Here is a 25603-nt window from a genome sequence, read left to right as displayed (position 1 = left end):
AGCTGGTCACGTGGTTTCGAGCAGCCGCGCGCCGACGCCCGCGCCGACCGCACGCGGCCTGGATATTGTGCTGGCGATCGAGAGCCGGCGCTTCGGTCCCTCATTGGCAAGCCGCTCCGAGCCGTTGCCGTCTGGCGGTTCTGGTCCAGCCGACCTCGTAATCGATCTCACCGGCACTGCCGCACGACGAGGCACGCCGGTACTGACGCTCGAATTTTGCGGCCACGGCACCTTTCCCGCCGGTGTGGCCGAGATGCTGGCAAGCGGGCGATTGCCAGAACTTGCGGTTCGCCTCGATGGCATCACAGTCGCCCGGGGGCGACCGATGCTCAGCGACCGGCTCTGGCTGTCTCGCAGCTGCAACGACCTGCTCGCTGGGGCCATCTCGCTGGTTGCGCAAAGCGTCGCCCGTTTTTCCGCGGGCGAACTTGTGCCGGTTGCTGATAGCCCGGCACCGATCCTGAGGAACGGCGGTTTTGTCCGGCACTACCTGCCCTTTTTCTTCAAGGGATTGATCGATCGCGCCGTGCAAAAACGCAGACTTGGACGGCGTCCCTTCTATTGGCAGGTTGCCTATCGGCTGATCGACGGACCAGGTGTCGCCGAAACCGGGCGACTCGATGGTACGCCGTTCACCGTCCTCGCGGACGATGGCCGGCGATTCTATGCCGATCCATTCGTCCTCGAGCGCGATGGCCGCCACTATCTGTTTGTCGAGGAATTTCCCTACGCTACCGGTCGCGGCGTGATTTCTGTCGCCGAACTGGCTGACGACGGCAGCTTCGGTATGCCGAGGGTGGTGCTGGAGGAAGCGCACCACCTGTCGTATCCGCAGGTGTTCGCTCAGGCCGGCGAGATTTTCATGATTCCGGAAAGTGGGGCGGCGCGTGAGCTTGTGCTCTACCGCGCCACGCAGTTTCCAGATCGCTGGGTACGCGACACCGTGCTGATGACGGACAAGGATTTCAATGACGCCACGCTGCTCGAATCGGATGGCCGCTTCTGGCTGGTGGGGACGGAGCGGTTCGGTTTTGGCAGCGCGTCGGATACGATGACGGTCTATTCCTCACCCTCGCTGCGTGGGCCGTGGGTTGCGCATGCGCTCAATCCCATCGCCGTCGATCACTCGGCCGCTCGGCCCGGCGGCACCTTTATTCGCCAGGGTGACACCCTGGTTCTGCCGGTGCAAAACGGGTCGAGAGCCTATGGCGGCGGTCTCGGGTTGATGCGGCTGGATCGGCTTGACGATTTCGATGTTCGTTTTGCGCCACCCCGCCCGATCGGCCCGGGGCCGGCATGGCTCCGCGCGGGCATTCACACGCTTAACCGCGCAGGCAATGTCGAGGTTGTGGATAGCGCCGGCTGACGCGTCCGGAGGTTGCGCTTAGTCGAGCCGATCCAGTTTCGGCTCGGATGCAACCGCGGCCGAAGAAATGCTCTTCGGCTGCTTTCTATACGGCGCGTTTCTATAGGCAAGCAGCAGCACCACGATGATCGCGATCTCCGGCGATTTTGACGAGAGCGCGTTGTTCGACAGCGCAGCAAGCAGGAACGTCATGGTGCCGATCCATGCCGGCAGCGGCGCCGCGCGCAGCAGCCGAAAAATGAACCAGAATACCAGCGCGATAAAGAGCACGGCTATGGGCAGGCCGAAGAGCATGATGATGACCACCGGCGCGCTCTCGATGTAGGGCAGATGCAGCTTCTCGTTGACGATCGCCAGCAGGTCGTCGACGTTCATGCCAAACAGGATGTCTTTCCAGCTAACAAGTCCGAACACCTGGTAGATCGTCACCCGAGCCATGAAATTTTCGTCAAAGATCGTGTTGCCGAATCGGTTCAGCAGTCCGCCCGAAAACAGAATGGCCACCAGCACTGCGCCGCCCGCCAGGGCGAACAGCAGCACCACGGACTTGGCCTGCCGCTGGTGCTTGAGCGTCAGGCGCGGCCAAGGCACGAACATCAGCAGAATGAGGGTTTCTGCGGCAGCGAGCATCAGGGCGGCGCGAGCGCCTGACGCAGCACAACCGATAAGCAATACGAAGATCGCCAGCACCCGCACCCATATGCGCCAGCGCGTCAGCGGCACGAACCCGATGGCTGTGGCGCAGAGCGCGCCTAGTGCCAGCGGGTGCGCCGATAGGCCGATTGGCCTGAACTGCAGTTCGTTCAGACCGTAAGGCAGAAATCGATGTTGAGTCACCGCTTCGATCGTGCCCATCACGGCGCTGAGGATCACCATTCCAAGCACCACGTCGCCCAGTGCCCGCCGCACTTCCGCGTTCAAGGCCAGCATCAACAGGCCTGCGGCGCCCGCCACCAGATAGGTATCGATGATGAACCCGGAGGAGCCCGCACGGCCGGTGATGAACAGATACGGCACCAGCGCGAAAATCAGCGCGGAATAGAGCATCAATGCCTTGAATATTCCAATTTCGTCGCCCTGCAGCAGAAACGGTCGGCTGAAAAGAACGAAAGGAAGCAGCAGAAAGATAGCATAGGTTCCGAAATGCAGTTTCTCGTAGAATGAGCCACCGTCGGCAGTATAGTCGACGACCATGTTCATAATCTGCGGTGACACCGTGAAGCGGAGCAGGAACGCGAACGCTGTGCATAGGAAAAACAGAAGCGACAGTGCGTTCTGACGGCGCGCCTGGCTGGACAACAATCGTTCCGATGCGGCAGCGGGATAGCTCATGGCCCATCCAAGTCGGGGTATTCAAACGGCATTCTGGCCAACGAGATCCATTCAGAGGTCCGCCGAACGGACGCGGTGCGCGAAGCGGCAAAATATGGCAACTTGGAAAATGAGATATTAACGATCTTTCTGTAGTGCTGTCCCGCGTAGCGAATAACCAGAGTTAGCACCATGTCCGCCGCTTCCGGCACAACCCCTCCCTCTGCGGCGGATTCCGATATCAGCGCACTCGAGCGGATCGCCAATGCGCGGCGCGCCAGCAGGGCAAGGCTGCAACAGGATGCCCCAGTCATGGCACGCACCTCCGCCCCTGTCACTCCGCACACGCCCGAGCCTGTCCCGACGGTGACGCTTGACAAAATCGGCGATGTCCTTGAGCTCGATTTTCGACGCCTGTTTGTCTGGCTGCGTGCCGGGCTCGTCGTGGCATTGATGCTGGCAGTGGCCGGCGGCGTCGTCGGAGCCGCCTATGGGTTGCTGAGCAAACAGCGTTATACCGTTACGACAGAAATCCTCATCAATCCCGCCAATTTGCAGGTTGTGGAAAACGATCTCTACTCGCAACCGGGCCAGGTCGATAGCCAACTGCTCAACGCGCGCAGCAAGCAGCGCATCTTGACCTCGGGCAACGTGCTTGCACGTGTAGTGGACGAACTCGGTCTGGCCGACGATCCGGAGTTTTTCGACCCGGACCAGAGCGCCGCCACGTCTGGTGGTGCAGCGAGTGGAGGCAAGTCCGATCCGAAGCTTATCGCCCAGAAAAGCCTGGTGGAGCGGGTCAGCGTCGCTGCAGACGAAACCTCGTTCGTCACAACCCTCTCGGTGTCGGCAGAAACCACCGGCAAGGCGATCCTGATCTCGCAAGCCATAGTGAAGGTTTTCCAGGAAGAACTGGCCAAGGCCGAAGCTGCTGGTGCCAGCCGTGCCGCAGCTGCTCTTGAGGGCCGGCTCGGCCAACTCAAGCGCGACGTGCAGGCGGCCGAAGAGAAGGTCGAGAGCTACAGGCGCAGCCACAACCTGTCCTCCAGCAATGGCCAGCTTGTCAGTTCGCAGACGATGACGCAGCTCAATAGCGAAATTGGACAGGCGCAATCGCGCGTCATCGCTGCGCAGGCAAGTTACGACGCCTTGGTTGCTTCCGGTGTCAATGGAGCCAATCCTGACCCCGCGGTTTCGGCAGCACTCGCAGCACTGCGCGACAAGGCAAATAGCTTGCGGCAGCAAATCGATTCGCAGTCCATGACCTTTGGTCCGCGCCACCCGACGATTGTCCGGCTGAGGACAGAATTCGAAACCGTCAGTTCTCAACTCAGGGCGGAGTTCTCCCGCACGGTCGGAACGGCAAAAGCCAACCTGGATAAGGCCAACGCTTCGTTGGCTTCTCTCAGCGCCAAAATGAACGATCTGAAGAGCAATGTTTTCACCGACAGCGAGTCCCAGGTCGCCCTGCGTGAGCTTGAACGCGATGCCGCCTCGAGGAGGACGATCTATGAAAGCTTCCTGGCTCGCGCGCGCCAAATCACCGAGCGCGAGCAGATCGACACCACGAATGTACAGGTGATTTCCACCGCGGTGCCGCCAAAGGGGCGCTCGTGGCCGCCCCGCACCCCGCTGACGGCAGGCCTGGGAGCGTTCGCTGGCTTTGCTCTAGGCATGCTGCTTGCCCTTGCCATGGGAATAGTGCGCGACGTGCGCCAACCGCCGAACCGATCAGGCATCGACGTCAGCCGAGCCTGAATCCAGGCATGGCGAAGCGCATTGTTTTTCATATTGCCAGTCTCAGGGGCGGCGGCGCCGAGCGTGTCTTCGTCCTCATGGCGAATGAATTGGCATCGCGTGGGCACGATGTCACACTTTTTACCTGGAACGCCGAAGGACCCAACGCCGCGCTGCGCTCCCCTGCCGTGCATATGGTCGATTTCGACCTTCCCATCCGGGGCGAGGGTTACGGCAAATGGGAGACACTGAAAGGCATCGTGCGAAGCGCACGTTTGTTCAGCCGCCTTGGTCCCCATGCGGTCTATAGCGCCCCCGAATTTGCCAATCTGGTCGTGGCGCTGGCGCTTCTCTTGGCGCGAAGCCGAGCGCGGTTCTTTCCAAGCTTCCACGCAGCGGCCTCACTGCCTTCCAGCAGCCTTGGCGCGAGAATAGCGGTCTGGCTTTCCGCGCTGGTTGCAGCGCGCGCAACCAAAGCCATCGCCGTCTCAGTCGGTGTCGGCCGAGACATCGCGGCCCGCGGCCTTCAATCCAAGGTTGTCGTCATAAACAACCCGCTGCCGCCGGTTGCGGCGCTCCAGCAAGATTCCTATGCATGGCAGGCAAAGCTGGCGACGATGGGCGATGGCCCGGTCATCGCCACCGCCGGGCGCCTGGTGCCGGTCAAGGATCATCGGACCTTGCTCCAGGCCTTCGCTATCCTGCGCGCCGGCCGCCGCGTTCGGCTTGTCATCTTCGGCGAAGGCCCGCTGGCTGCCGAGTTGCGCACCTATGCCCAGGAAACCGGTATCGGCGCGGATGTGCTCTTTGCCGGCTACGTCAACGACCCCGCGGCCTGTTATGGCGCAGCCGATCTGTTCGTCCTTTCCTCGACGAGCGAAGGCTTTGGCAATGTGCTGGTCGAGGCCATGGCTGCGGGTATTCCCGTAGTCTCCACAGATGCGCCGCATGGCCCGCGCGAGATTCTCGGTGACGGTCGTTTCGGCGCCTTGGTGCCGGTCGGCGATGCCGCGGCCCTGGCAAAGGCGATGGCTGAGATGCTGGACCACCCCACTTCTGCCGCCATCCTGGAGAGCAGGGCAGCGGATTTCGAAGTTGAAAAGATCGGGGACCTTTACGAAGCGCTGCTTTAGCCAGGAAATTTCGCGCTGGCGTTGATTGACGCCAGCCGCTATCGGCATTCGCGCCGACACCGGAATCTGATAGCAGCCGATGAAGAGAAGCAGCAGGTCGGTCGCGGCGGGATGCGCGGGCGGGCAGCCTCGCGGGGATCCTTTTTACGGAGTATTCGAATGAGACACGTGTGGCGTTGGTTCGGCCCAGTCGACAAGGTGACGATCGCGGATGCGCGTCAAGCCGGGGCGCAAGGCATCGTCTCGGCGCTTCACCACGTTCCTCACGGCTCGGTCTGGCTGCCCGCCGAAATCGAAAGACGCCAGCGCGAAGTCGCGTCTTTGCCGGATGCAAGCGCAAGCGATCTGAACTGGGAGATTGTCGAAAGCCTGCCGGTTTCCGAAGCGATCAAGACGCAGGTCGGCGAATGGCGCAGCCATATTGCCAACTACAGGACATCGCTGGAAAACCTGGCGCGGGCCGGCATTTCGGTCATCTGCTACAATTTCATGCCCGTGCTGGATTGGACCCGCACCGACTTGGCCTGGCGCCTGCCGCATGGCGGCACCACCATGCGCTTCGATCTGATCGACTTCGCCGCATTCGACATCCATATCCTGAAACGCCAAGGGGCGCGCGGCGATTACACGCCGAAGATTGTCTCCGAGGCGGAACGGCGATACGCGCGAATGGATGACGTTGCGCGGAAGATTCTGGCAAGAAGCGTCAATTCCGGCCTGCCCGGCTCGACCGAAGACACGTCTCTCGACGGCCTCGCGGCTCAACTCTCAAGTTACGACCGCATCGACGCAACAACCCTGCGCCAGCATTTCGTCGATTTCCTGGCGGAGGTCGTGCCTACGGCCGAACGCCTCGGCCTGCGTCTCTGCTGCCACCCCGATGACCCGCCGTTTCCGCTGCTGGGCCTGCCGCGCGTCATGTCGACCGAGGCCGACTACAGGTCCATTCTGGACGCAGTCGACAGCCCGGCCAACGGCGCGACACTGTGCACGGGATCGCTCGGCGCAAGACCGGATAATGATCTACCCGGCATGATCGGGCGGATGGGGCCAAAGATCCACTTCGCGCATCTGCGCAATGTGCGCAAGGAAGCGGCCGGCACCCCCTGCTCGTTCCACGAGGACGAGCATCTTGCCGGCGACACCGACATGGTGGCGGTGGTGGCGGCGCTACTCCGTGAGGAAGCGCGGCGTAAGAAGGAAGGACGCCAGGACGCCGTCATCCCGATGCGCCCCGACCATGGCCAGGATATCCTCGATGATCTGACGCGTGGGGCCCAGCCCGGCTATCCGGCCATCGGCCGGCTCAAGGGATTGGCCGAACTCCGCGGCGTCGAACATGCCATTCGAAAGTCGACAAGAGCTTAGTTCGCCGCGGGTCGGCCTCGCCTCCGGCCGATTTTGCGTGGACGGTTGTACATAATCGCAGTTTGCGGTTTCAGTCCGATTGCAATCCGCTAACATGCGCTAGTTATTGGTCCATCCACAGCCGGTGTTGAGAGGGACTCGAGGCAGTTGGTTGGGAATTCATATCCTGGGAGGAAATCACGATGAGAAAGTTCGCCGCCGCTCTGGCCGCCGTCGCAGCCGTCACGCTGTATTCGTTCGCCGCGGGCGCGCAAACTTATCCCGAACGCACCATCACCGTCGTGGTGCCGTTTTCGGCCGGCGGCCCGACCGACACGGTCACGCGCCTCGTCGCGGAAGCCATGTCGAAGGATCTCGGCCAGCAGATCATCGTCGAGAATGTCGGCGGCGCCGGCGGCACGCTGGGCGCCGGTCGCGTCGCGAACGCCGAGGCCGACGGCTATACGCTGCTCCTCCATCACATCGGCATGGCGACAAGCGCGACGCTATACAGAAAGCTCGCATACGACACGCTGAACAGCTTCGAGTATGTCGGCCTGGTTACCGAGGTGCCGATGACCATCGTCGGCCGCAAGGACCTCGAGCCGACCGATCTGAAGGGGCTGGTCGACTACGCCAAGGCAAACAAGGATACCGTCACCGTCGCCAACGCCGGCATAGGCGCGGCCTCGCATCTGTGCGGCATGCTGTTCATGAGTGCGATCGGTACGCCGCTGGTCACTGTGCCCTACAAGGGCACCGGCCCGGCCATGACCGACCTTCTCGGCGGTCAGGTCGATATCATGTGCGATCAGACGACCAATACCACCAAGCAGATCCAGGGCGGCACGATCAAGGCCTACGCCGTCACCTCGCCTGAACGCCTCGATGTTCTGCCGGACGTCCCGACGACGACGGAAGCCGGGCTCCCGGAGGTGCAGGTCGGCATCTGGCATGGCCTCTACGCGCCCAAGGGCACGCCGGCCGAGGTCACCGAGCGCCTGTCGAAGTCGCTTCAAGTCGCGCTGAAGGACCCGAATGTCGCCGCCCGCTTCGCCGAGCTCGGCACCAAGCCGTCGTCCGACGCAGACGCGACGCCGGCCGCGCTGAAGGCCAAGCTGGAAGGCGAGATCGCGCGCTGGAAGCCGATCATCGAAGCCGCCGGCCAGTACGCCGACTGAGGGTTTGAACGGGGCGCCACCAGCGCCCCGTTTTTGCTTTGGCCCTGTTTTCGTATTGCGGTGCGCCCGCGGCGCGGGCCTGGGAGGACAACATGAAACCTTTCACAATCGACACGACCAACGGCATATGCGCCGCGCTGTTCATCTTTCTCGGCGGATTTTTCGCGCTGCAGTCGCTCGACCTCGAAATCGGCACCGCCTTCCGCATGGGACCGGGCTATTTCCCCCTGGTCCTGGCAATCGTCCTGATCCTGCTTGGCGCCGTCATCCTCATCGAAGCGGTGCGCTTCGAGAGCGAGCCGATCGGCCATGTAGCCTGGCGCGGCATGCTGTTCATCCTCCCTGCCCCGATCTTCTTCGGCCTGACCGTGCGCGGCCTCGGCTTCCTCCCCTCGATCTTCCTGACGGCGCTGATCGCATCCTTTGCCAGCGGCCGCATGAGGCCGCTGACCGCGCTCGTGCTCTCCGCCGGCCTGACGCTGTTTGCGTTCCTCGTCTTCAGCTACGCGCTCGGCCTGCCGTTCCGGCGCTTCGGCCCGTGGCTGCCTTCATGGCTGGTATTGTGAGGGGCTGAATATGGAACTCCTCAACAACCTCGCGCTCGGCTTTTCGACGGCGACGTCGCTGGCAAACCTCGGTTTCTGCCTGATCGGCGTCCTTCTCGGCACGCTGATCGGCGTCCTGCCCGGCATCGGCGCCACCGCGACCATCGCCATGCTGTTGCCGATCACCTTCCAGATCGGCGACCCGGTTTCCTCCCTGATCATGCTCGCCGGCATCTATTACGGCGCGCAATATGGCGGCTCGACCACCGCCATCCTCATCAACATGCCCGGCGAATCCTCGTCAGCCGTCACCGCAATCGACGGCTACCAGATGGCCAAGAACGGCCGCGCCGGTGCGGCACTTGCCATCGCGGCAATAGGCTCGTTCTTCGCCGGCACGGTGTCGACCTTCCTCGTCGCCATCTTTGCCCCGCCGCTGACCGCGATCGCGCTGCAATTCGGCGCCGCCGAGTATTTTTCGCTGATGATCGTCGGCCTTGTCTCGTCCGTCGCGCTCGCCCACGGCTCGATTGTCAAGGCGCTGGCGATGGTCGTGCTTGGCCTGCTGCTCGGCATTGTCGGCACCGACATCTACACCGGCACGCCGCGCTTCACGCTTGGCATCCGCGAATATGCCGACGGGCTGAATTTCGTCGCGGTGGCGGTCGGCGTCTTCGGCGTCGCCGAAATACTGCGCAACCTCGAAAACGAGCACGAGCGCTCCGTGATGATCCGAAGGGTCTCCGGCCTAATGCCGACCCGCGAGGACTTTCGGCGTATGGCGGCGCCCATCGTGCGCGGGACGATCATCGGTTCGGCGCTCGGCATCCTGCCGGGAGGCGGCGCGATCCTTGCAGCCTTTGCCTCCTACACGGTCGAAAAGCGCGTATCTAAAAACCCGGGGGAATTCGGCAAGGGCGCCATCGAAGGCGTCGCCGGACCGGAATCGGCCAACAATGCCGGTGCGCAGACCTCCTTCATCCCGATGCTGACGCTCGGCATTCCGGCCAACCCGGTGATGGCGCTGATGATCGGCGCAATGATCATCCAGGGCATCGTGCCCGGCCCCAATGTCGCGATCGAACAGCCGGCGCTGTTTTGGGGCATCATCGCCTCGATGTGGATCGGCAATCTGATGCTGATCATTTTGAACCTGCCGCTGATCGGGCTTTGGGTAAAACTCCTGACGATCCCCTATTACGTGCTCTTTCCGATCATCATGGCGTTCTGCTCGATCGGCGTTTACAGCGTCAACACCAACATCTACGACCTCTACGCCGTCGCCTTCTTCGGCTTCCTCGGCTATCTCCTGACCAAGCTGCGCTGCGAACCCGCGCCGCTGCTGCTCGGCTTCGTGCTCGGCCCGCTGCTCGAGGAAAACCTGCGCCGCGCCATGATTCTCGCGCGCGGCGACCCGACCACCTTCGTGACAAGGCCGATCAGCGCCGGCCTGCTCTTCATCGCGCTCGCCGTGCTCGTCATCGTCTTCCTGCCGGCGGTCAAGAAGAAGCGCGAAGAGGTGTTTGTGGAGGAGAATTAGATTAGCGAAAGTCACGCGGCCGCCTGTCCACGGGCGCGGCCGCCGATGCGGGCTCCGGTTTCCGAATCGAACAGAAAGACAGCGGTGTCCTGGAAGGTGATGCCGATCGGCTCATCCATATCGTAGTGCGCCGATTTGTCGGCCTTGACGGTTACGGTGGCCCCACCGAATTGGCAGGTGATCAAGGTATGATCGCCGATCAGTTCCACAGCGTAGACCCGCGCCGCGATCTTGCCCTGCGATGGGTCCGTGACCCGGCAATCCTCGGGCCGGAGTCCGGCAGTGACCTTGTTCCGGCTCTCGGCGACGCTGGTCGCAAATCGTCCTTCGGTGCAGGCGAAGGTCCCCTCGACCAGCTCGCCCTGGAGAAAATTCATCGGCGGCGAGCCGATGAAGCCGGCGACGAACAGGTTCGCCGGATCGTCGTAGATCTGTCGGGGCGTCGCGATCTGCTGCACGACGCCGCGGTTCATGATGGCAACACGGTGAGCCAGGGTCATGGCCTCGATCTGATCGTGGGTGACGTAGATCGTCGTCACGCCCAGATCGGCCTGCAGGCGTTTCAGCTCCGAGCGCATGTGGCCACGCAGCTTGGCGTCGAGGTTGGAGAGCGGCTCGTCCATCAGGAAGACGCTCGGCCGCCGCACCATGGCGCGGGCGAGCGCGATGCGCTGCCGCTGACCGCCGGAAAGCTGCCGTGGATAGCGGTCGAGGAACTCCTCAAGGTGGACTTTTACTGCGGCGCTGCGGACGGAGGCGTCGCGTTCGGTTCGCGGCACGCCCCGCAGCTTCAGCGGATATGCGATGTTCTCCGCAACCGTCATGTGCGGATAGAGCGCGTAAGACTGGAACACCATCGCCACGTCGCGATACTTGGGCAGCACGTGGGTGACGTCGCGGTCGCCAATGAGGACGCGGCCGGAACTCACCGATTCAAGCCCGGCGACCATGCGCAGCGCCGTCGTCTTGCCGCATCCCGAAGGGCCGAGCAGCACCAGGAACTCACCGTCCGCTATCTCCAGGTCGAGCCCTTTGACGACTTCGACCGCGCCGAAGGACTTGTAGATATCGGACAGGGTGACCCGCATATCGACTAGCCCTTCACTGCGCCGACCAGCAGCCCGCGCGCGATGTGCTTCTGCAGGATGCTGGAGATGACGATCACAGGGGCGATCATCACGGTGATCAACACCGACATGTTCCACCATTGCGGCCCGCGGGTCGTGTTCTGTGCCGATACCAGCACCGGCATCGTCTGCGCATCGGCATTGGAGAGGAAGAGGGCCAGCAGATACTCGTTCCAGGCAAGGATCAGCACCAGCAGGAAGGTCGCGACCAGGCCGGATCGCACCAGCGGCAGCGCGATGGTGAAGAACACGCGGAACTTGGAGGCTCCGTCTATCTGTGCGCTCTCCTCAAGGTCGAGCGGGATGCCGGCGAAGAAATCGCGCGTCAGCCACACGACGATCGGCAGGTTGATGGCGGTGTAGGTGGCGATCAGCGCCACCTGCGTGTCAAGCAGACGCATCTGCTGAAACATCACGTAGATCGGCAACACGGCGACGATCGGTGGCATGATGCGGTTCGAGATGATCCAGAACTCAATGTCGTTGTTGCCGACCGCAAGCTTCGTGCGTCCAACGAGCGTGAACAGCGCAATGATGAAGAGAGCGGCTGCCATGGCAATGGCGATCTCCCACCGCACGCCGAAAGTGGCCACCGCCACGATGATTGCGGTGAGCAGGATCAAGAAGATTGCAACGGCGGCGAGCTTCACCTGGAAGCGGATACGCACGAGCGCGTAGGCCGCCAGCGAGCCGATCAGGACTGCGAGCAGCGTGCTGGCCACCGCGACGACGACGGAATTCATATAAGGGCGCAGTGTGTAATTCTGCACGAGCATGAAATCCCATGCCTGCAGCGAAGGGGCAAAGTCGACGAACGGGAGATAGAACGGCCCGTTGTCGACCTCGCCAGGGCCCTTGAAGGAGGTGATGAACACCCAGTAGAGAGGAACCACCACAACCAGCGCCCACAGAAACAGCAGCGCATAGGTCACGACCCTGGCGACCGGCGCCTGGCTGTCGATCGAAGCCGGCTCGAACAGCCGGCGCGCCAGTGAGCGCGGCTCGGCGCTCATGCTTCGAACCGGCGCGCCGGCCGGACCACGAAGTTGAAGAACGAGACGCATACGATGGTCGAGATGAAGAGCAGCATGTAGCCGATAGCGGCCGAGCCGCCGAGATCCTGGGTGCGCCAGGATATGAAGGAATGGAGCGTCATCGATTCCGTCGCCAGGCCAGGGCCGCCGCCGGTGAGCACGTTCGGCAGGTCGATGATCTTGAAAGCCTCGATGAGCCGGATCAGCACGACGGTAGCGGCAATCGGCGCGATCGCTGGCCAGGTAATGTCGCGAAAAATCTGGAAGCCGTTGGCGCCGTCGAGCCGCGCCGCCTCGACCTGATCGCGCGGCTGGTTCTCAATGGCCGCCAGCAGCACGATGAACATGAACGGCGTCCACTGCCAGGTGTCGCCGACCAACACCATCAGCCGTGCCGACCAGGCCTCCGTGGCCCACGACCACTCGCTGATGCCGAAAGCGCGCACGAGCGGGGCGAAGGGTCCCTTCTGCATGTCGGCGAGCATGCGAAATGTGTAGGCGATGCCGACCGGGGTCACCATCAGCGGGATGAAGAAGAGGACACGAAAGAAATTCCGGCCGCGGATAGGCTGGCCGCAGAGGAGCGCGAGGCCCAGTCCCAGTGCGAACTGCACGGATACGCCGACGAACACGTAGAGAAGCGTGTTGACGACAGTCCCTGGCACACCGCCAGGCGCCATGGTGGCCAGCGCAAGTACCGCCAGGCCCATAGCCATTGCCGTCGCGAGAAGGCGACCAACCACGCCCGCGATGGTCGGCCTGCCATGCTGGAGATAGCGGGCGAGAAGAAAAAACAGCCCTGCCGCGATCAACGCCAGCAAAGCGGATTGGACAAAGCCGAACGTGCCGAACTTGCCGAGCAGGTGATACTGCTGCGAGCCGACCAGCAGCTTGCGGAAGTTCAAAAGTCCGATGAATTTCAGCGTGAATCCGCCCGACGCGAGCGCAAAGCGCGAAAGCGCGAGATAGGCCGAGATGATGAGCGGAAAAATCGCGAAGCAGAGAAGCACGATGACGGCTGGCAGCACCATGATCCGGCCCGAGTGACCGTCCAGCCATTCGGCCCAGCTGCGGCGGTCGGCAGCTTCTGGCATGGTGTCGGTTGCGGTCATCATAACCCGGGAAAGTGTGGCAGGCATGAGACCCGGCGCGGACCGATGCCACGCCGGGTCGATTGCTTGACGCCTATTTGGCGCCGATGGTCGCCTTGTAAAGTTTGAGCTGCTCGTCTTTGCCAATCTCTTCGTTCAGCTCATTCCAGCCTTCCTCGACTGCCGCGACGGTCGCTTCCTTGTCGATTTCGCCGGCGAGGAAGCGCGAGACCGCCTCGTCGAGCACGACCTGCTGGTACTTCTGATTTTGTGGGATGCGCAGGTCGAGGATCATGTTCGGGCTGCTCATGCTGTCATTGATCGCGCCCAGGTAGATTTTAGCCTCCTCCTCGCTCATCCCGGCCTTCTTCCAAAGGTCGCTGTAGCTGAGCTGCGAGGTGCGGTACGGGTTGAAGCCGGTGCCGCCGACGGTCACGTCGGCATTCGACTGTGCCGGCTGCGTCATGAACGAGAAGTAGGCGTAGGCGGCGTCCTTTACCTTCGGATCGGCCGCCGCGTTGATGCCGCCGCCCCAGCCGCCAAAGGCGGCGAATGGTGCATGGTTCACGCCGTCGATCGCGTGCGGGCAGTTTTCTGCCGTGCAGGCCTCGAGCTTGCCGGTGTCCCAGTTCAGGACCTCCTTGGATCCGGGCATGATCGCCGCGCCCCATTTGCCCATCACCTTCGACTGGGCCGGATCGATCGAGATCGTGCCCACATCACCCCAGTCGAGGTTCAGCGCGCAGCGGCCGGAAGCGAAGAGCGGCCTTGTGTCGCTGACGTCGAGGTTTAGCTCGTCCGGCGGGCCGTACTTGGTCGATTCAGACAGGAAGTCGAGCGCCTTGCGGAAGGCGTCGTTGTTGACGAGCGGCGTCATGTCCTTGGTGTTGAAGAAAGTGCCCTGGCTGGTTCCCTTGGACTGGGTCATCGAGCCGACCACATCGGTGACGAACCAATAGCTCTGCGCGTTGCGCTTCTTGGCGATGCACGAGCCGAAATCCGGCGTGCCATCGCCGCTCATGTCCTTGCCATGCGTGGCCTTGGCGACCTCCAGATACTCGTCCCAGGTTTTCGGCACCGCCAGGCCGGCCGCTTCGAGCACGTCCTTGCGGTAGTACATCATGTGGAAGTCGCCATCGAGCGTGATCATGTAGGTCTTGCCGTTGTACTTCTCGGAGAAGTCCCGGAAGAACGCGCCCACATCGTCCTGCTGGATGTCCTTGTCGGCCTCGACCCGCGGCGTCAGGTCCTCGAGGTAGCCGCCGGCAATGTAGTCGACCATCCATTGCGGGGCGAACACGCCGGCGTCGACCGAGTTGGTGCCGCTCGCCCAGTCGGTGAGAATCTTTTGATAGAGATCCGAGAAGGGCACCGCGATGACGTTGATCTTGGCGCCGGTGAGCGCTTCGAACTCGGGCGCGCGCCTCTGCAGCGGCTCCTGAATCGCACCGGTCTGCGTAATGACGTTCACGGTAACTCCCGCAAACGGCTTGTCCTGCGCGAAGGCAGGTGCGCCAACCAGCGCGGAAAAGGCCGAAACGCCGGCCAGAAAGGCCCCAATTCTCATCAGACTTCCTCCCGTGTTGACCGGGACTTGTTCCTGCGAAAACCAAGCCGCCGGTATCTCCCCGTCGGCTGCCGTCGCCAGAGCACGGCACCAACGCTCCTCAAGCACAATATCGGCATCGCGCAGCGAGTCCAGTGCCTTGCCGCAACGGAAGGTGAGGTGCCCAGCGGGGCTTCCCGGCTAATGCATATCGCCCAAAAGCATTGCCTCGGGCATGACCCTGGGCGTGACCCAAGGGTGCGCAGCCGTTTTGAGCGCGCCGCCGCCGGGAATCCCGTCACCGGTGCTCACCACCGTCGGCATGGGCGTCACTGCAAGTTGGTGTGGCGGTACAACATCAGTCTGTGCGCGTCGGATATCTGCTGCGCCAGGCCGAGCACAACGCTGTCGAGCAGGATGAGGCAGGATTGCTCGAACAGGCTGCCGCCAAACTGTTTCGATTCCCCGACAGGGACATGCAGCGTGACATCGGCAATGCCGGCCAGGGTCCCCGCTGGCTTATGCGTCAGCGTAACGACCTTGGCGCCCTCCGCCTTGGCGATGCGGGCAAAGCCTGTGCTGACCGGCGTCTCTCCAGAGCCGGAGACGATCAGCAGCGCATCGCCCTTGCGGATCGATGGCGCCGATACCTCACCGACGAAATGCACCATCCGGCCAAGATGCATGAAGCGCATCGCACCCATCTGCGCAACAAGGCCGGAGCGCCCCTGCCCGGAAAAGAACCATCGCTGATCGGGGTCATCGAACGCCTGCACCAGCCTTGCAAAGGCGTCAGCGTCGATCCGGCCAAGAACGTCGGTTATCTCCTGTCCCACGGCCAGCCACGGCCTGGATTGGGCAATCTGTCGCGAATCCATCGGGCTACCTCTTTCGGACTTGCGGATTCTGTGATGGCGCTGCCAACCACCAGGATTTCAGGCTCGACTGCGATCACCGCTTCCAGCGTGTCGGGGCCGATCCCGCCGGCGAGCGAAACCAGAAAGCCGCGATCGTGCATCTTTCTCACGGCGTCGATGTGTGAGGTGGAGGTGTTGCCCGCCAGCCGCGCATCGGTTGGCGAGTGGAGCGCGACATAACCGAAGCTTTCGGGGAAGACAGCATTCAAGGGAAGCAATTCTGCCTTGCCCGACTCGGTGATGGTGTCGACGATGACGGTCGCGCCGAAGGCGGTGGCACGTTTTCCCACCGTCTCATGCGTGGCGGACGAAGCACACGACAGGACCGTCATGAACGCGGCACCGGCGCCGAATACCATATCAGCCTCGAACTGGCCGCCGTCGACGGTTTTGGTATCAGCCAACACCATGACTTCAGGGCAGAGCTCGCGCGCCGTGGTGATGGCAGAGAGGCCGAGACGTTTCAGCAACGGCGTGCCGATCTCGATAATGTCGGCGAACGCCTTCATCTGCGGGAGCAGGGCCAGGTGTTCAGGCTTGTCGAAGGCGACTTGGAGGAGCAAGGCGGTTCTCTCGGATGCTTAAGGCAGCGGGTGCGGCATGACGACAACGGCCAACCTACTGTCGTGTGCAGCGTACAGTAGATTTGACAGGTCGAGCCAATCAACAGCGAACGTCGACAATTCCGTTCAGTGGCAGATCGCAAACCTCTTGGATTGGCCGAACCGCCCCTCGCCTCGTCATCCCACGGCGGAGCAAGGAGCGAAGCGACGCGGCGCAGACCCTGGGATCCATGCCGTTGCCTCGCGGCAGTGCTCCAGCGGACCGGAACCGAGCGCCTACCACGCGTTCCGCCCGCCGTAGCGGATGGCGAAGCGCGAGCAGTCGCCGGATTTAAGCTCCGTCATGCGGCGGCCGAGATCATTGGTGACGCCGATGCAGATCGTGCCGCGCTTCTGGCTCGCGGTCATGGTGGCAAGTCGGTCGCTGTTCTGAGCCGCTGCAATTCTCGGCGGATGTCACGGAATGGATCCCAGGGTCTGCGCCGCGTCGCTTCGCTCCTTGCTCCGCCCTGGATGATGAAGGAATTACGGTGACAGTGCACCATTTTTTCTTTCCGCCTGCCGCGTTTCCCTATTTAATGGCTTTTCCGGTTTGCTCGGCACCTGGCCCGGAAGTGCTTCGCTGTCCACCGGCCGCCCAGGTGCCGACATCGGCGACACTTACTGCAAGTCGAGCCATGCGCTCGATCTACACACAGCCATGGGAAAAAGTGCACTGTCACCGTAATTCTGTCACCGTGATTCCGGATCGCCGACGCCGACATAGAACGTGCCGTCGCTCCAGATCGCATGCATGATCTCACCGCCAGCTTGCGCGCCACTACGCCTGGATGTATGGGGTACGGGCCTAGCAGGGACGGCAAAGCACGCACCGGTGCCAGAATATTGGCAGGAATTAGCCGGAATGCAGAATCAAGCAAGCCGATAAGCAACCAACTAAAGGCCGAGTTCGATGAGGCTGGAGCCGTCAGCGGGCGGTCCACGAACCGCTGGCGCGAGCGGCATCGAAGCACACTTTGCTAGGGCGGTTGCCTTTGAGTGCGGCTTTCAGAGCGGCAACGCCACGTTTGTACTCTTTAGTTTTGTCATACTTCATGTTCTCAACAATGAAGTCACCAAAACGCTTGTCGTTATAAATTGATTGAGAGCAAAACAAATAAGCCGCCATCTGATATCCGTGATCGAAGGCAACCGAGTTGGCGTGGGCGGCGGTTGAAACGAATGCGTTTACGCAAATCACTATTGCTGCGACCGGCATTATGCCGATGTAAGATAACTTCATTGTTGTTGGCCCTCTCCTAAGACGCGGGGAACTTGCCGAAAATTTTGCTTTGGTGCAAGCCGTTGCGAGATAGCATGCGATTTAGATTGACCCTGCCAATCCTTTTGGAAATGCTGCCGCTTCCGCCTGCCGCGTTTCCCTATTTCATGGCTTTTCCGGTTTGCTCGGCACCTGGCCCGGAAGTGCTTCGCTGTCCACCGGCCGCCCAGGTGCCGACATCGGCGACGCTTACTGCAAGTCGAGCCATGCGCTCGATCTACACACAGCCACAGCCGGGCAAACATGGGAAAAAGTGCACTGTCACCGTAATTCCCATTCTACAGTTCTCTTGATACCGAAGCTAGTTGAGAACCCATAAGGTCCGCTGCCATAAACACCACCGGCACCAGTTCTAGATTCGAGATAACCGTCCATTTTAACCTCCCGGTTAGATGTAAATGAATACTCTTAGCGCGAGAAAATATAGAGAATAGCAAACTGCGAAAACGATTATTATCGCTGTCACAGCTAACCTGAGTGATGATATCCTTTCATCATCAAACCCGGAAGAAATCAATGATTGTGTTTGATCATCGAATTCTACAATCCCGTTCACAATCATGAAAACCAAGCATGGGTATAACAAAAAAGAAACAAACAACAATCGACTTGATTCGTCTTCATTGCTGTCCGAGATAATTATGCCGACAGAAATAATCGAAAGCCACGAACAAATACATGAAATTAATGCAAATTTCATGAAATTTCTTTCGGGTCTGAACCTATCTTCAGGTGTTCTCAGCCGTTCGAAGATCATTTTCAGCTCTCACCTTTCATGGAACGCTACGCCCGCAGGGATGGCATCGTTGGACACGGTCAGAACCTTGCCATTCAAGGTACCATATTATGTGAAGGGGAAAGCTTCGAGCTTGACCCGCACATCCTGCCCTTCGTGCACAAAACCCTTGTCGCGGTTGAGCAGCATCGCCTCGATCTCGAGGGCCGTGCCGTGCCATCAGGCACGATCACCATAAGCCGTTGGCCAGTCTGCACCACTTCGCCCAGCGTGTTGACCTCCAGTTGCTGCACACGGCCGGCAACCGGCGATTTGAGCAGGCTGGCGCGCTCGAACAGTTCGGCCTTGGCCAGGTCCTGCCGCAGCACGCCGATCGAGCGGTCGATCTCGATCAGTTCGGAGGCGACCTTGTCGAGATAGGCCTCGCGACGCGCGCGCTTCTGCGCGCCAAGCGTTCTCACGGTCGCTTCAAGCTCGGCTATATGGCCCTCGTTGGCCACCGTCGCCATCACCTGGCTCTGCTCGCCCTGGCGGGCGTCGATGGTGTTGGTCTTGATACCGACCTTCCGCTTTTCCAGTTCCTCAAAGACATCCAGCCGGTCGCCGGCCAGGCTGACCAGCTTGCGGCGCTCGATCAGCGACTTGTTGCCGCTGGCGAAGGTCTTGCTATCTTGGCCTTGAGCTTCAGGCGTTTTGCCGCCCGCACGATGTCGACGCGATCGGCGAACCGCTCGCCCAGCCCAAGGTCATGGCGAATGGCGTCGGGATCAGCCGGCTGGCGCAGATACTGCGTCATCAGCGTCAAGCAAACGACGCCGCTGTCCAGCCCGATTATGATCGGCGTGGCCGCTCCCACATGCCTTCCCCGCAAAACCCAATTGCCCTGTTTTCTTTTATCAGCCTATACATGCCGCACAAGCAAGAGTTGAAGTAAAGAAAAGAGGAAGTGTTGCACAAATGCCAGAGAAGAGCTTATATTATTACATTCTAAATGATGAATATATAAGACCTTCGGCTTGAACGGTCCACCGACAGTGGCCGCTCCGGCCTTCATCTGCGGGAGCAGAGCCAGGTGTTCAGGCTTGTCGAAGGCGACTTGAAGGAGCAAGGCGGTTCTCTCAGATTGCTTAAGGCAGCGGGTGCGGCATGACGACAACGGCCAACCTACTGTCGTGGGCTTGGTACTCAAAATCTGCCATAATCCAGCAATCTCCAAGCTGGTCTGCATAGGGAGAGCAAATCGTACCCTGCAAAGCAAGTGTGGTTCTTGTCGAAAAGCAGGAGGTGCGGGCCTGATCAACGCCGACGCCAACAGCAACGCAATATGAGGAAGTCCTTTGACGAGATTGTTTGAGCCCACGGGATGCAAGGTCGATCTGTCCACTGGTGCGATGGCAAATGCAACCGGCAGCTACCAGAAACGCTTCCGCGATCTGGACGGGCTCTACGCGGATGCTGCGGCCTTCGAAGCCATGCGCGCGACGTGGGGCGAGCGCATCGTCTACGAGGTATGCGAGTTCCGGCCGACCGAACTGTCGGGCGACCTGATTTTCGGCATCACGAGCATGCAGCCCGGCAAGGTCGGCGACGAGTATTTCATGACGCGCGGTCATATCCACAAGCAGGCCGACCGGCCCGAGATCTACTATGGCCAGAAGGGGCACGGCCTGATGCTGATGGAATCGCCGGAGGGCGAGGTCCGGATCGTTACGGTCGATGCGCAGACCGTCTGTTACGTCCCCCCTTTCTGGATCCACCGCTCGATCAATGTCGGAGACGACGAGTTGGTGATGCTGTTCTGCTACCCCGCCGATTCAGGGCAGGACTACGAGATCATCGCGAGATCGGGAGGCATGCGCTCGCGCGTGGTCGCCGGCGATGGAGGCTGGAAGGAAGTCGACAACCCGGATTGGCGACCGCGCGACGCAGAGCTGATCTCCGCCCTCTATGGGCAACGATCCCGCACGGTGCCGGCATGAAGGTGCTGCGCGCGCAGGAAATCCGGGAGACCGGCAAATGAGCGGCTATCGGCCGGCTACCCAGCCGACATTCTATTTTATCGGCGTCACGACGACGAGCAGTTCGATCATGCGGGTTTTCCCCGCATGGGCACGCTACCTCGGACTGAAGGATGCGGTTCTCAAGGGCATCGACTTTCCGCTCCATGCCGATCCGGACGCCTACCGTGAGGTCGTCTCCTTCATGAAATCCGACCCGCTGTCGCTTGGCGCCCTCGTCACCACGCACAAGATCGATCTTTTCAACGCAGCGCGCGACCTGTTCGACGTCATCGATCCGCACGCTCGCCTAATGCATGAGACCAGTTGCCTGTCGAAGCGGGGCGGCAAACTCATCTGCCATGCCAAGGATCCGATCTCTTCTGGCCTAGCGATAGACGGTTTCATTCCGGCGGGATATTTTGCGGACACCGGCGCGGAAGTCCTGTCGATGGGAGCTGGCGGATCGACGATAGCGATCACCTGGCACCTGATGCGCAAGGAACGTGGACCTTCGCGCATCATTGTCACCGACCGTTCGCAGCCGCGTCTCGACCAAATCGAGCGCATCCACAAAGAGATGACGTCGACGGTCGAGATCAAGTATGTCCTGGCAGACCGGCCCGAGATCAATGATGAGGCGTTGGCGGCGCTGAAGCCAGGCTCGCTGGTGATCAACGCGACCGGACTTGGCAAGGACGCCCCAGGCTCGCCGATCACCGATGACGCCGAATTCCCCAAGCGCGGCATTGCCTGGGATCTCAATTATCGCGGCGACCTGATCTTCCTTAATCGGGCAAGGCGGCAGCAGGCCCGACAGCAGTTGCAGATCGAGGACGGTTGGACGTATTTCCTGCATGGCTGGACGCAGGTGATCGCAGAGGTCTTCGACATCGCAATCCCGGTGTCGGGGCCGGATTTCGACGAGATGTCGCGCATCGCCATCGAAGCGGCGAAAGCCTAATGCCGTGGAACGCATTCTCGTCATGCCGCGCTCGCTCTGACCGATAGACAGAGGGTCTCATGTTTGCCCATCTCAGGACTCTCCCGAAATGAGCGGCGAGCTTTTCCTCGCCATCGATGTCGGCACCGGCAGCGTCCGCGCCGCACTGATCGATGTCACCGGCAAGATCCTCGAACTTGCGTCGCGAGAGCACGACCAGATCGTGCCGGAGTTCGGCTGGGCCGAACAGCGGCCGACCGACTGGTGGGAGGGTGCGCGAGCGAGCGTCAAGACGGTGCTGGACCGCGTCGATGGCGCCCGCGAATACATCTCAGCTATCTGCGTCTGCGGGCAGATGCACGGGCTGGTCCTGCTCGACGCGCACGGAACGCTGACGCGCGACACGGCGCCGCTCTGGAACGACAAGCGCACCATCGATCTCGTACGTCGCTTCGAGGAAGCGAATGAGCCGGACAGCTACCTGCCCGAAAGCGGCAACACGCCGACCCCCGCATGGCCGGGTTTCAAACTGCAATGGGTCCGAGACAACGATCCCGCCGCATACGCCCGCAGCGCAGTCGCCATCATGCCGAAGGATTACATCAACTACCGGCTGACCGGCGAGATTGCTATGGATACAGGCGATGCGTCCTGCAGCTTCCTGATGAACCCAGAGCGGCTCGACTGGTCGCCGGTGATGATCGAGCGCATGGGTCTTGACGCCGCCAAGCTGCCGCCGATCCGCAACCCGATGGATGTCGTCGGCCACGTCACCGAACAGGCGGCGCGCGACACCGGCTTGCGGTCAGGAACCCCCGTGCTGGTCGGCGGCGCCGACTATCCGGTGGCACTGCTCGGATCAGGCGCTTGTCGGCCGGGAATGGGTTCCGACAGCACCGGCACGGGCGCCATCATCACGGCGATCGCGGAGAAGCCGCTGCTTGACCCGGAAATCTCGAACGTTGCGACGATCGAAGGCAACTGGGCGCCGTTCGTGCTGCTGGAGACTGGCGGCGACGGCATGCGCTGGGCTCGCCGCGCCTTCCACGGCAACGCGCTGTCTTACGACGAGATCGTCGCCCGCGCCGCCGAGGCACCTGCCGGTTGCGACGCATTGCTCTTCATGCCCTTTCTCACGGGCGAGCGCCTGGGGCGTCATCGCAACGCCCGCGCACAGTTCTTCGGATTGGGCGCCGCGCATGGCATGGAACATCTGCATCGCTCGATCCTGGAAGGCATCGCCTTTGCCATGACGCGTCACATCCGCATCATGGAACATGCGTCAAACAAGCCGCTGGAGCGCGTTATCGCCGCGGGTGGCGGGGCGCGCACTGAACTCTGGCTGAAGATCAAGGCGAGTGCCTTCAACATTCCGATCCTGGTTCCGCGGGAGCCCGAATGCGGCATTGTCGGCTGTGCCGCGATAGCCGCGACGGCGACCGGCCGCTTCTCGCGCGTCGAACAGGCGGCCGAGCGTTTCGTGAGCTACGGCGCCGAAATCCTGCCGGACCCCAGATGGGCCGAGACCTACAGGCGCACACAACCCGTTTTCGACCAGCTCTACTACCACAGCCAGGCGCTCTACGACGACATCGACGCACTGGCGGCCGCCACACGGCCGACGCAGCCGTGACGTCTGCGATCGGCCCGATCGCCCGCTGCCGCGACTGGCGCCGCGGCGGGCTTGGGAGGGCCTCAAACGGCCTGATACTCCTGCGACTTGAACGAAAGGTGCTTCACGCCTTCCGGCGCATCCGAGATTTTCCGGATGTTCGCCCAGGTCTGCTTGTAGTTCGGCAGGATCAGCTCATTCGTGCCAGCGTTGATGACGTTGCCCTGCACGCCGGTCGGGAATCCGAACAGCATGAAAGTCTCGCCCTTTCTGGCGGTCGGTGTCGGATAGACCATCGCCTGGGTTGAGCCGCTCTCGTTGTAAACCTCGACGAGGTCGCCATTCTTCACGCCGAGTTCGGTCATGTCGTCCGGACTCATCTCGATGAACGGATAGGGCCAGCGGTCCATCACGAATTCGCTCTCCTGGTCCAGGAAGGCATTCTGCCAGACCTGGTTCGCGCGCCCGTTGTTGATGAGATACTTGTTGTTCTTCTTCTGCTCCTCCTTGCCCGGCGCCTGCAGGCCGCGCCATTGCGCTTCCATGAAGGTCGCCTTGCCGTCCTTTGTCCCGAACTTGCCGTCGGTATAGAGACGCTTGGTGCCGACGATCTTCCCGTTTTCGAAAGCGGTGGCGGGCTCCTGGAAGCCGTTATTGCCCATGGCCTTCAGACGTTCATAGGTGACGAACTCGCCTCCTCCGGCATTTTTGTTGTAGCCGTCCATGAAGGCGTCTTCCTCGGTCTTCCAGTCGTAACCCTTGAACTGGTCGGCATAGGCATTGTCGCCCATTTCGCGCAGGACCTTCTCCATGTGCTGGGCAAGCCCGGCCGCGATGAGGCAGTCCGGCTTGGCATTGCCGGGCGGGTCCATGTAGCGCTCGACGAGACGCATGCGACGTTCGCCGTTCATCGACGTCAGGTTCATCTCGCCTGATTCCGCAGCCGGCAGCCAGACATGGCTCGCTGCCCCTATCTTCGAAGGGATGATGTCGACGTCGACCGAGAACAGGCCGCCAGCCTTGATCGCGTCGGTGATCGCCTTCACCATGGCGTCGCGATCGCCATAGGGTACTGCATTCATCGCATCCTTCACGATGTCCGTGCGCTTCTTGTAGACCATGTTGAACTGGTGGGCATTCAGCGTGGTCTTGTAGTGATCGCAGGCCCAGATGTGATGAACGCCGCCCTTGCCCTCGATCAGGAGCTTGTCGACATAGGCGGCGGGCCGGCCGACATGCGCGTCGGAGGGACGGACATAGCCTTCCTGGTGACCGCCCATGCGCACGCAGCCGCCACCCTCGCGACCGACATTGCCGGTGGCGAGCGCGATATTCACGAGCGCGGCATTGGTGCGATAGTTGTCGTTGCCCCAGATCAGGCCTTTTTCGTAGGCGAACATGGTGCGTCGACGCTTACCTTCCTTGGGTTCGGCGATCCATGACGCCGACTGACGGATTTGGTCGACACTCAGCCCGGTAATTTTCGCGGCATCCTCAAGCGTGGTCTTGTTGGCGGCGAGCGCCTTTTCGAAATCGGTGGTCGACGCGTCGATGAAGGTCTTGTCGATCCAGCCCTTGTCCGCAATCTCGGTTAGCCAGGCATTGAACAACACCATGTCCGTGCCGGAATTGATGGCAAGGTGCATGACGTTTTCCTTGCCGGCTTCGGCTTCGGCCGCATTGACCGATACGGTGCGGCGCGGATCGACGAAGATGATCCGTCCCTTGGCATGCGGTTCGTCCGGAAGCTGCTCCTGTTTTTTCTGCATCGAAGTGCCACGCAGGTTCGGGACCCAATGATTCAGGAAATAGTTGGTCTGCGTCTCGAGCGGGTTGTTGCCGACCGAGACGAGCGTATCGGCCAGTTCGGCATCCTCGTAGCAGTTATTCAGCTCACCGACGCCCATGTCGCGGGTCGCATGAACCTCGGAATTGTAGGCCGGCCTGTTATGGATGCGGATGTTCTTCACCTTCATGGAGCCGAAGTAGAGTTTTCCGGTGCCCCAGGTGTTTTCGTAACCGCCGGCCGAGCCGCCATGATCGAAGACGGAGACGAACAGCCCATCCTCACCCTGATCCTTGACGACGGCGGCCGTGACACGAGCAACGAGATCGAGGGCATCCTCCCACGAGGTCGGCTGCATCTGGCCGTAGCGCCAGACCATCGGGTCGGTGAGACGTTGCTGCTGCGACCCGCGGGCGGTCGAGTAACGCAGTTCGCCCATGCGAGCGCCGCGCACCGAACCGAGGCCGGAATTCACTTCGCAGTCGTGGTCCGGCTTGATGACGATGTGGACGTCCTTACCGTCCTGCTTGACGATGTTGTACATCGAAGGCGCGTACCAGGCGTCGGTCTCGGCCGCCTGCTGCTCAGACAGATCGACGCCGAATACATTCGAGGCGGCATCGGTACCGCCCTGCTTGTTGGTCGGCCAGGTGTAGGCGTGGTAGCCGCAACCGACGATGCAGTAATGGCAGGTGACGTTGTGTTTCTTCGCATCCGCCGGAATGATCGGCAGCCGGTCGATGTGACGTTTGTAAGCCATGATCCGATCC

At 61.5% G+C, this 25603-nt stretch carries 22 protein-coding genes; 10 read left to right on the top strand and 12 right to left on the bottom strand.

The window, feature by feature from the left end; all coding sequences use genetic code 11:
- Positions 1–325 precede the first annotated feature (325 nt).
- The gene (locus IHQ72_RS14200) at positions 326–1366 is read left to right on the top strand and encodes a glucosamine inositolphosphorylceramide transferase family protein (protein ID WP_258122999.1); all 1041 of its coding nucleotides are present in this window, start codon (positions 326–328) and stop codon (positions 1364–1366) included.
- A gap of 18 nt (positions 1367–1384) precedes the next feature.
- On the opposite strand, the gene IHQ72_RS14195 is transcribed toward IHQ72_RS14200, so the two are convergent.
- On the bottom strand, positions 1385–2698 hold the full coding sequence (locus IHQ72_RS14195) for a VpsF family polysaccharide biosynthesis protein (RefSeq protein WP_258122998.1): 1314 nt from the start codon (positions 2696–2698) through the stop codon (positions 1385–1387).
- Between the two features lie 171 nt (positions 2699–2869).
- Here IHQ72_RS14195 and IHQ72_RS14190 point away from each other — a divergent pair, with 171 nt between their 5' ends.
- The 6 genes from IHQ72_RS14190 (at position 2870) to IHQ72_RS14165 (ending at position 10160) form a co-directional block, all read left to right on the top strand.
- Positions 2870–4435 (top strand): GumC family protein, encoded by a 1566-nt coding sequence (locus IHQ72_RS14190; RefSeq protein ID WP_258122997.1) that lies wholly within the window; start codon positions 2870–2872, stop codon positions 4433–4435.
- 8 nt (positions 4436–4443) lie between these two features.
- Positions 4444–5547: a glycosyltransferase gene (locus IHQ72_RS14185; RefSeq protein ID WP_258122996.1), complete on the top strand. Its 1104-nt coding sequence runs from the start codon at positions 4444–4446 to the stop codon at positions 5545–5547.
- Between the two features lie 159 nt (positions 5548–5706).
- Entirely contained in the window at positions 5707–6915 is a 1209-nt protein-coding gene (gene uxuA / locus IHQ72_RS14180; RefSeq protein WP_258122995.1) for a mannonate dehydratase, read from the top strand.
- A gap of 182 nt (positions 6916–7097) precedes the next feature.
- Positions 7098–8075 carry a tripartite tricarboxylate transporter substrate-binding protein gene (locus IHQ72_RS14175; protein WP_258122994.1) on the top strand — a complete coding sequence of 326 codons (978 nt, stop codon included), beginning with the start codon at positions 7098–7100 and terminating at the stop codon, positions 8073–8075.
- Between the two features lie 92 nt (positions 8076–8167).
- The gene (locus IHQ72_RS14170; protein WP_258122993.1) at positions 8168–8641 is read left to right on the top strand and encodes a tripartite tricarboxylate transporter TctB family protein; all 474 of its coding nucleotides are present in this window, start codon (positions 8168–8170) and stop codon (positions 8639–8641) included.
- A 10-nt stretch (positions 8642–8651) separates the two neighbouring features.
- A complete protein-coding gene (locus IHQ72_RS14165; RefSeq protein WP_258122992.1) occupies positions 8652–10160 on the top strand; it encodes a tripartite tricarboxylate transporter permease in 1509 nt (502 codons plus the stop codon).
- 11 nt (positions 10161–10171) lie between these two features.
- Here the strand turns inward: IHQ72_RS14165 and IHQ72_RS14160 are convergent, their stop codons facing one another.
- From IHQ72_RS14160 to IHQ72_RS14115, 10 genes are all read right to left on the bottom strand, one after another.
- Positions 10172–11248: an ABC transporter ATP-binding protein gene (locus tag IHQ72_RS14160; protein WP_258122991.1), complete on the bottom strand. Its 1077-nt coding sequence runs from the start codon at positions 11246–11248 to the stop codon at positions 10172–10174.
- A gap of 5 nt (positions 11249–11253) precedes the next feature.
- Positions 11254–12300 carry a carbohydrate ABC transporter permease gene (locus IHQ72_RS14155; RefSeq protein WP_258122990.1) on the bottom strand — a complete coding sequence of 349 codons (1047 nt, stop codon included), beginning with the start codon at positions 12298–12300 and terminating at the stop codon, positions 11254–11256.
- Positions 12297–13415 (bottom strand): carbohydrate ABC transporter permease, encoded by a 1119-nt coding sequence (locus IHQ72_RS14150; protein WP_258122989.1) that lies wholly within the window; start codon positions 13413–13415, stop codon positions 12297–12299. The genes IHQ72_RS14155 and IHQ72_RS14150 overlap by 4 nt, the downstream gene beginning before the upstream one ends.
- Positions 13416–13506: 91 nt before the next feature.
- Positions 13507–14979: an ABC transporter substrate-binding protein gene (locus IHQ72_RS14145; RefSeq protein WP_258122988.1), complete on the bottom strand. Its 1473-nt coding sequence runs from the start codon at positions 14977–14979 to the stop codon at positions 13507–13509.
- Positions 14980–15287: 308 nt separating this feature from the next.
- Positions 15288–15794, bottom strand: coding sequence for an SIS domain-containing protein (locus IHQ72_RS14140; protein ID WP_258122987.1), 507 nt, complete (start codon positions 15792–15794; stop codon positions 15288–15290).
- A complete protein-coding gene (locus tag IHQ72_RS14135) occupies positions 15779–16438 on the bottom strand; it encodes an orotidine 5'-phosphate decarboxylase / HUMPS family protein (protein ID WP_258122986.1) in 660 nt (219 codons plus the stop codon). Before IHQ72_RS14135 ends, IHQ72_RS14140 begins: the two co-directional genes overlap by 16 nt.
- Positions 16439–16714: 276 nt before the next feature.
- A complete protein-coding gene (locus IHQ72_RS14130) occupies positions 16715–16846 on the bottom strand; it encodes a GIY-YIG nuclease family protein (RefSeq protein WP_258122985.1) in 132 nt (43 codons plus the stop codon).
- Between the two features lie 559 nt (positions 16847–17405).
- The gene (locus IHQ72_RS14125) at positions 17406–17720 is read right to left on the bottom strand and encodes a hypothetical protein (RefSeq protein WP_258122984.1); all 315 of its coding nucleotides are present in this window, start codon (positions 17718–17720) and stop codon (positions 17406–17408) included.
- Between the two features lie 870 nt (positions 17721–18590).
- Positions 18591–19004, bottom strand: a complete 414-nt coding sequence (locus IHQ72_RS14120; protein ID WP_258122983.1) for an HlyD family secretion protein — start codon at positions 19002–19004, stop codon at positions 18591–18593.
- Positions 19005–19129: 125 nt separating this feature from the next.
- Positions 19130–19351, bottom strand: a complete 222-nt coding sequence (locus IHQ72_RS14115; protein WP_258122982.1) for a cysteine peptidase family C39 domain-containing protein — start codon at positions 19349–19351, stop codon at positions 19130–19132.
- Positions 19352–19832: 481 nt separating this feature from the next.
- Here IHQ72_RS14115 and IHQ72_RS14110 point away from each other — a divergent pair, with 481 nt between their 5' ends.
- The 3 genes from IHQ72_RS14110 to IHQ72_RS14100 all read left to right on the top strand — a co-directional run bounded on the left by IHQ72_RS14110 (position 19833) and on the right by IHQ72_RS14100 (position 23068).
- Positions 19833–20474: a glucose-6-phosphate isomerase gene (locus tag IHQ72_RS14110; protein WP_258122981.1), complete on the top strand. Its 642-nt coding sequence runs from the start codon at positions 19833–19835 to the stop codon at positions 20472–20474.
- 37 nt (positions 20475–20511) lie between these two features.
- On the top strand, positions 20512–21456 hold the full coding sequence (locus IHQ72_RS14105; protein WP_258122980.1) for a shikimate dehydrogenase family protein: 945 nt from the start codon (positions 20512–20514) through the stop codon (positions 21454–21456).
- An 88-nt stretch (positions 21457–21544) separates the two neighbouring features.
- Positions 21545–23068, top strand: a complete 1524-nt coding sequence (locus tag IHQ72_RS14100) for a xylulokinase (protein WP_258122979.1) — start codon at positions 21545–21547, stop codon at positions 23066–23068.
- 62 nt (positions 23069–23130) lie between these two features.
- On the opposite strand, the gene IHQ72_RS14095 is transcribed toward IHQ72_RS14100, so the two are convergent.
- Positions 23131–25593, bottom strand: a complete 2463-nt coding sequence (locus tag IHQ72_RS14095) for an arsenate reductase (azurin) large subunit (RefSeq protein WP_258122978.1) — start codon at positions 25591–25593, stop codon at positions 23131–23133.
- Between the last annotated feature and the right edge of the window lie 10 nt (positions 25594–25603).

This window comes from Mesorhizobium onobrychidis (assembly GCF_024707545.1).
In the GTDB taxonomy this organism is placed as follows: domain Bacteria; phylum Pseudomonadota; class Alphaproteobacteria; order Rhizobiales; family Rhizobiaceae; genus Mesorhizobium; species Mesorhizobium onobrychidis.
The sequence above is the reverse complement of the archived record's forward strand: the minus strand, read 5'-3'. Positions and strand labels throughout refer to the sequence as shown.

What these genes read in the sequence shown, in the direction of transcription:
- IHQ72_RS14165 (WP_258122992.1), top strand. Translation starts at nt 8,652, where the DNA reads ATGGAACTCCTCAACAACCTCGCGCTCGGCTTTTCGACGGCGACGTCG.
- IHQ72_RS14170 (WP_258122993.1), top strand. Translation starts at nt 8,168, where the DNA reads ATGAAACCTTTCACAATCGACACGACCAACGGCATATGCGCCGCGCTG.
- IHQ72_RS14185 (WP_258122996.1), top strand. Translation starts at nt 4,444, where the DNA reads ATGGCGAAGCGCATTGTTTTTCATATTGCCAGTCTCAGGGGCGGCGGC.
- IHQ72_RS14190 (WP_258122997.1), top strand. Translation starts at nt 2,870, where the DNA reads ATGTCCGCCGCTTCCGGCACAACCCCTCCCTCTGCGGCGGATTCCGAT.
- uxuA (WP_258122995.1), top strand. Translation starts at nt 5,707, where the DNA reads ATGAGACACGTGTGGCGTTGGTTCGGCCCAGTCGACAAGGTGACGATC.
- IHQ72_RS14120 (WP_258122983.1), bottom strand. Translation starts at nt 19,004, where the DNA reads ATGGCGACGGTGGCCAACGAGGGCCATATAGCCGAGCTTGAAGCGACC.
- IHQ72_RS14160 (WP_258122991.1), bottom strand. Translation starts at nt 11,248, where the DNA reads ATGCGGGTCACCCTGTCCGATATCTACAAGTCCTTCGGCGCGGTCGAA.
- IHQ72_RS14195 (WP_258122998.1), bottom strand. Translation starts at nt 2,698, where the DNA reads ATGAGCTATCCCGCTGCCGCATCGGAACGATTGTTGTCCAGCCAGGCG.
- IHQ72_RS14130 (WP_258122985.1), bottom strand. Translation starts at nt 16,846, where the DNA reads ATGACCGCGAGCCAGAAGCGCGGCACGATCTGCATCGGCGTCACCAAT.
- IHQ72_RS14200 (WP_258122999.1), top strand. Translation starts at nt 326, where the DNA reads ATGCTCAGCGACCGGCTCTGGCTGTCTCGCAGCTGCAACGACCTGCTC.
- IHQ72_RS14125 (WP_258122984.1), bottom strand. Translation starts at nt 17,720, where the DNA reads ATGAAGTTATCTTACATCGGCATAATGCCGGTCGCAGCAATAGTGATT.
- IHQ72_RS14105 (WP_258122980.1), top strand. Translation starts at nt 20,512, where the DNA reads ATGAGCGGCTATCGGCCGGCTACCCAGCCGACATTCTATTTTATCGGC.
- IHQ72_RS14100 (WP_258122979.1), top strand. Translation starts at nt 21,545, where the DNA reads ATGAGCGGCGAGCTTTTCCTCGCCATCGATGTCGGCACCGGCAGCGTC.
- IHQ72_RS14155 (WP_258122990.1), bottom strand. Translation starts at nt 12,300, where the DNA reads ATGAGCGCCGAGCCGCGCTCACTGGCGCGCCGGCTGTTCGAGCCGGCT.
- IHQ72_RS14150 (WP_258122989.1), bottom strand. Translation starts at nt 13,415, where the DNA reads ATGCCAGAAGCTGCCGACCGCCGCAGCTGGGCCGAATGGCTGGACGGT.
- IHQ72_RS14175 (WP_258122994.1), top strand. Translation starts at nt 7,098, where the DNA reads ATGAGAAAGTTCGCCGCCGCTCTGGCCGCCGTCGCAGCCGTCACGCTG.
- IHQ72_RS14095 (WP_258122978.1), bottom strand. Translation starts at nt 25,593, where the DNA reads ATGGCTTACAAACGTCACATCGACCGGCTGCCGATCATTCCGGCGGAT.
- IHQ72_RS14145 (WP_258122988.1), bottom strand. Translation starts at nt 14,979, where the DNA reads ATGAGAATTGGGGCCTTTCTGGCCGGCGTTTCGGCCTTTTCCGCGCTG.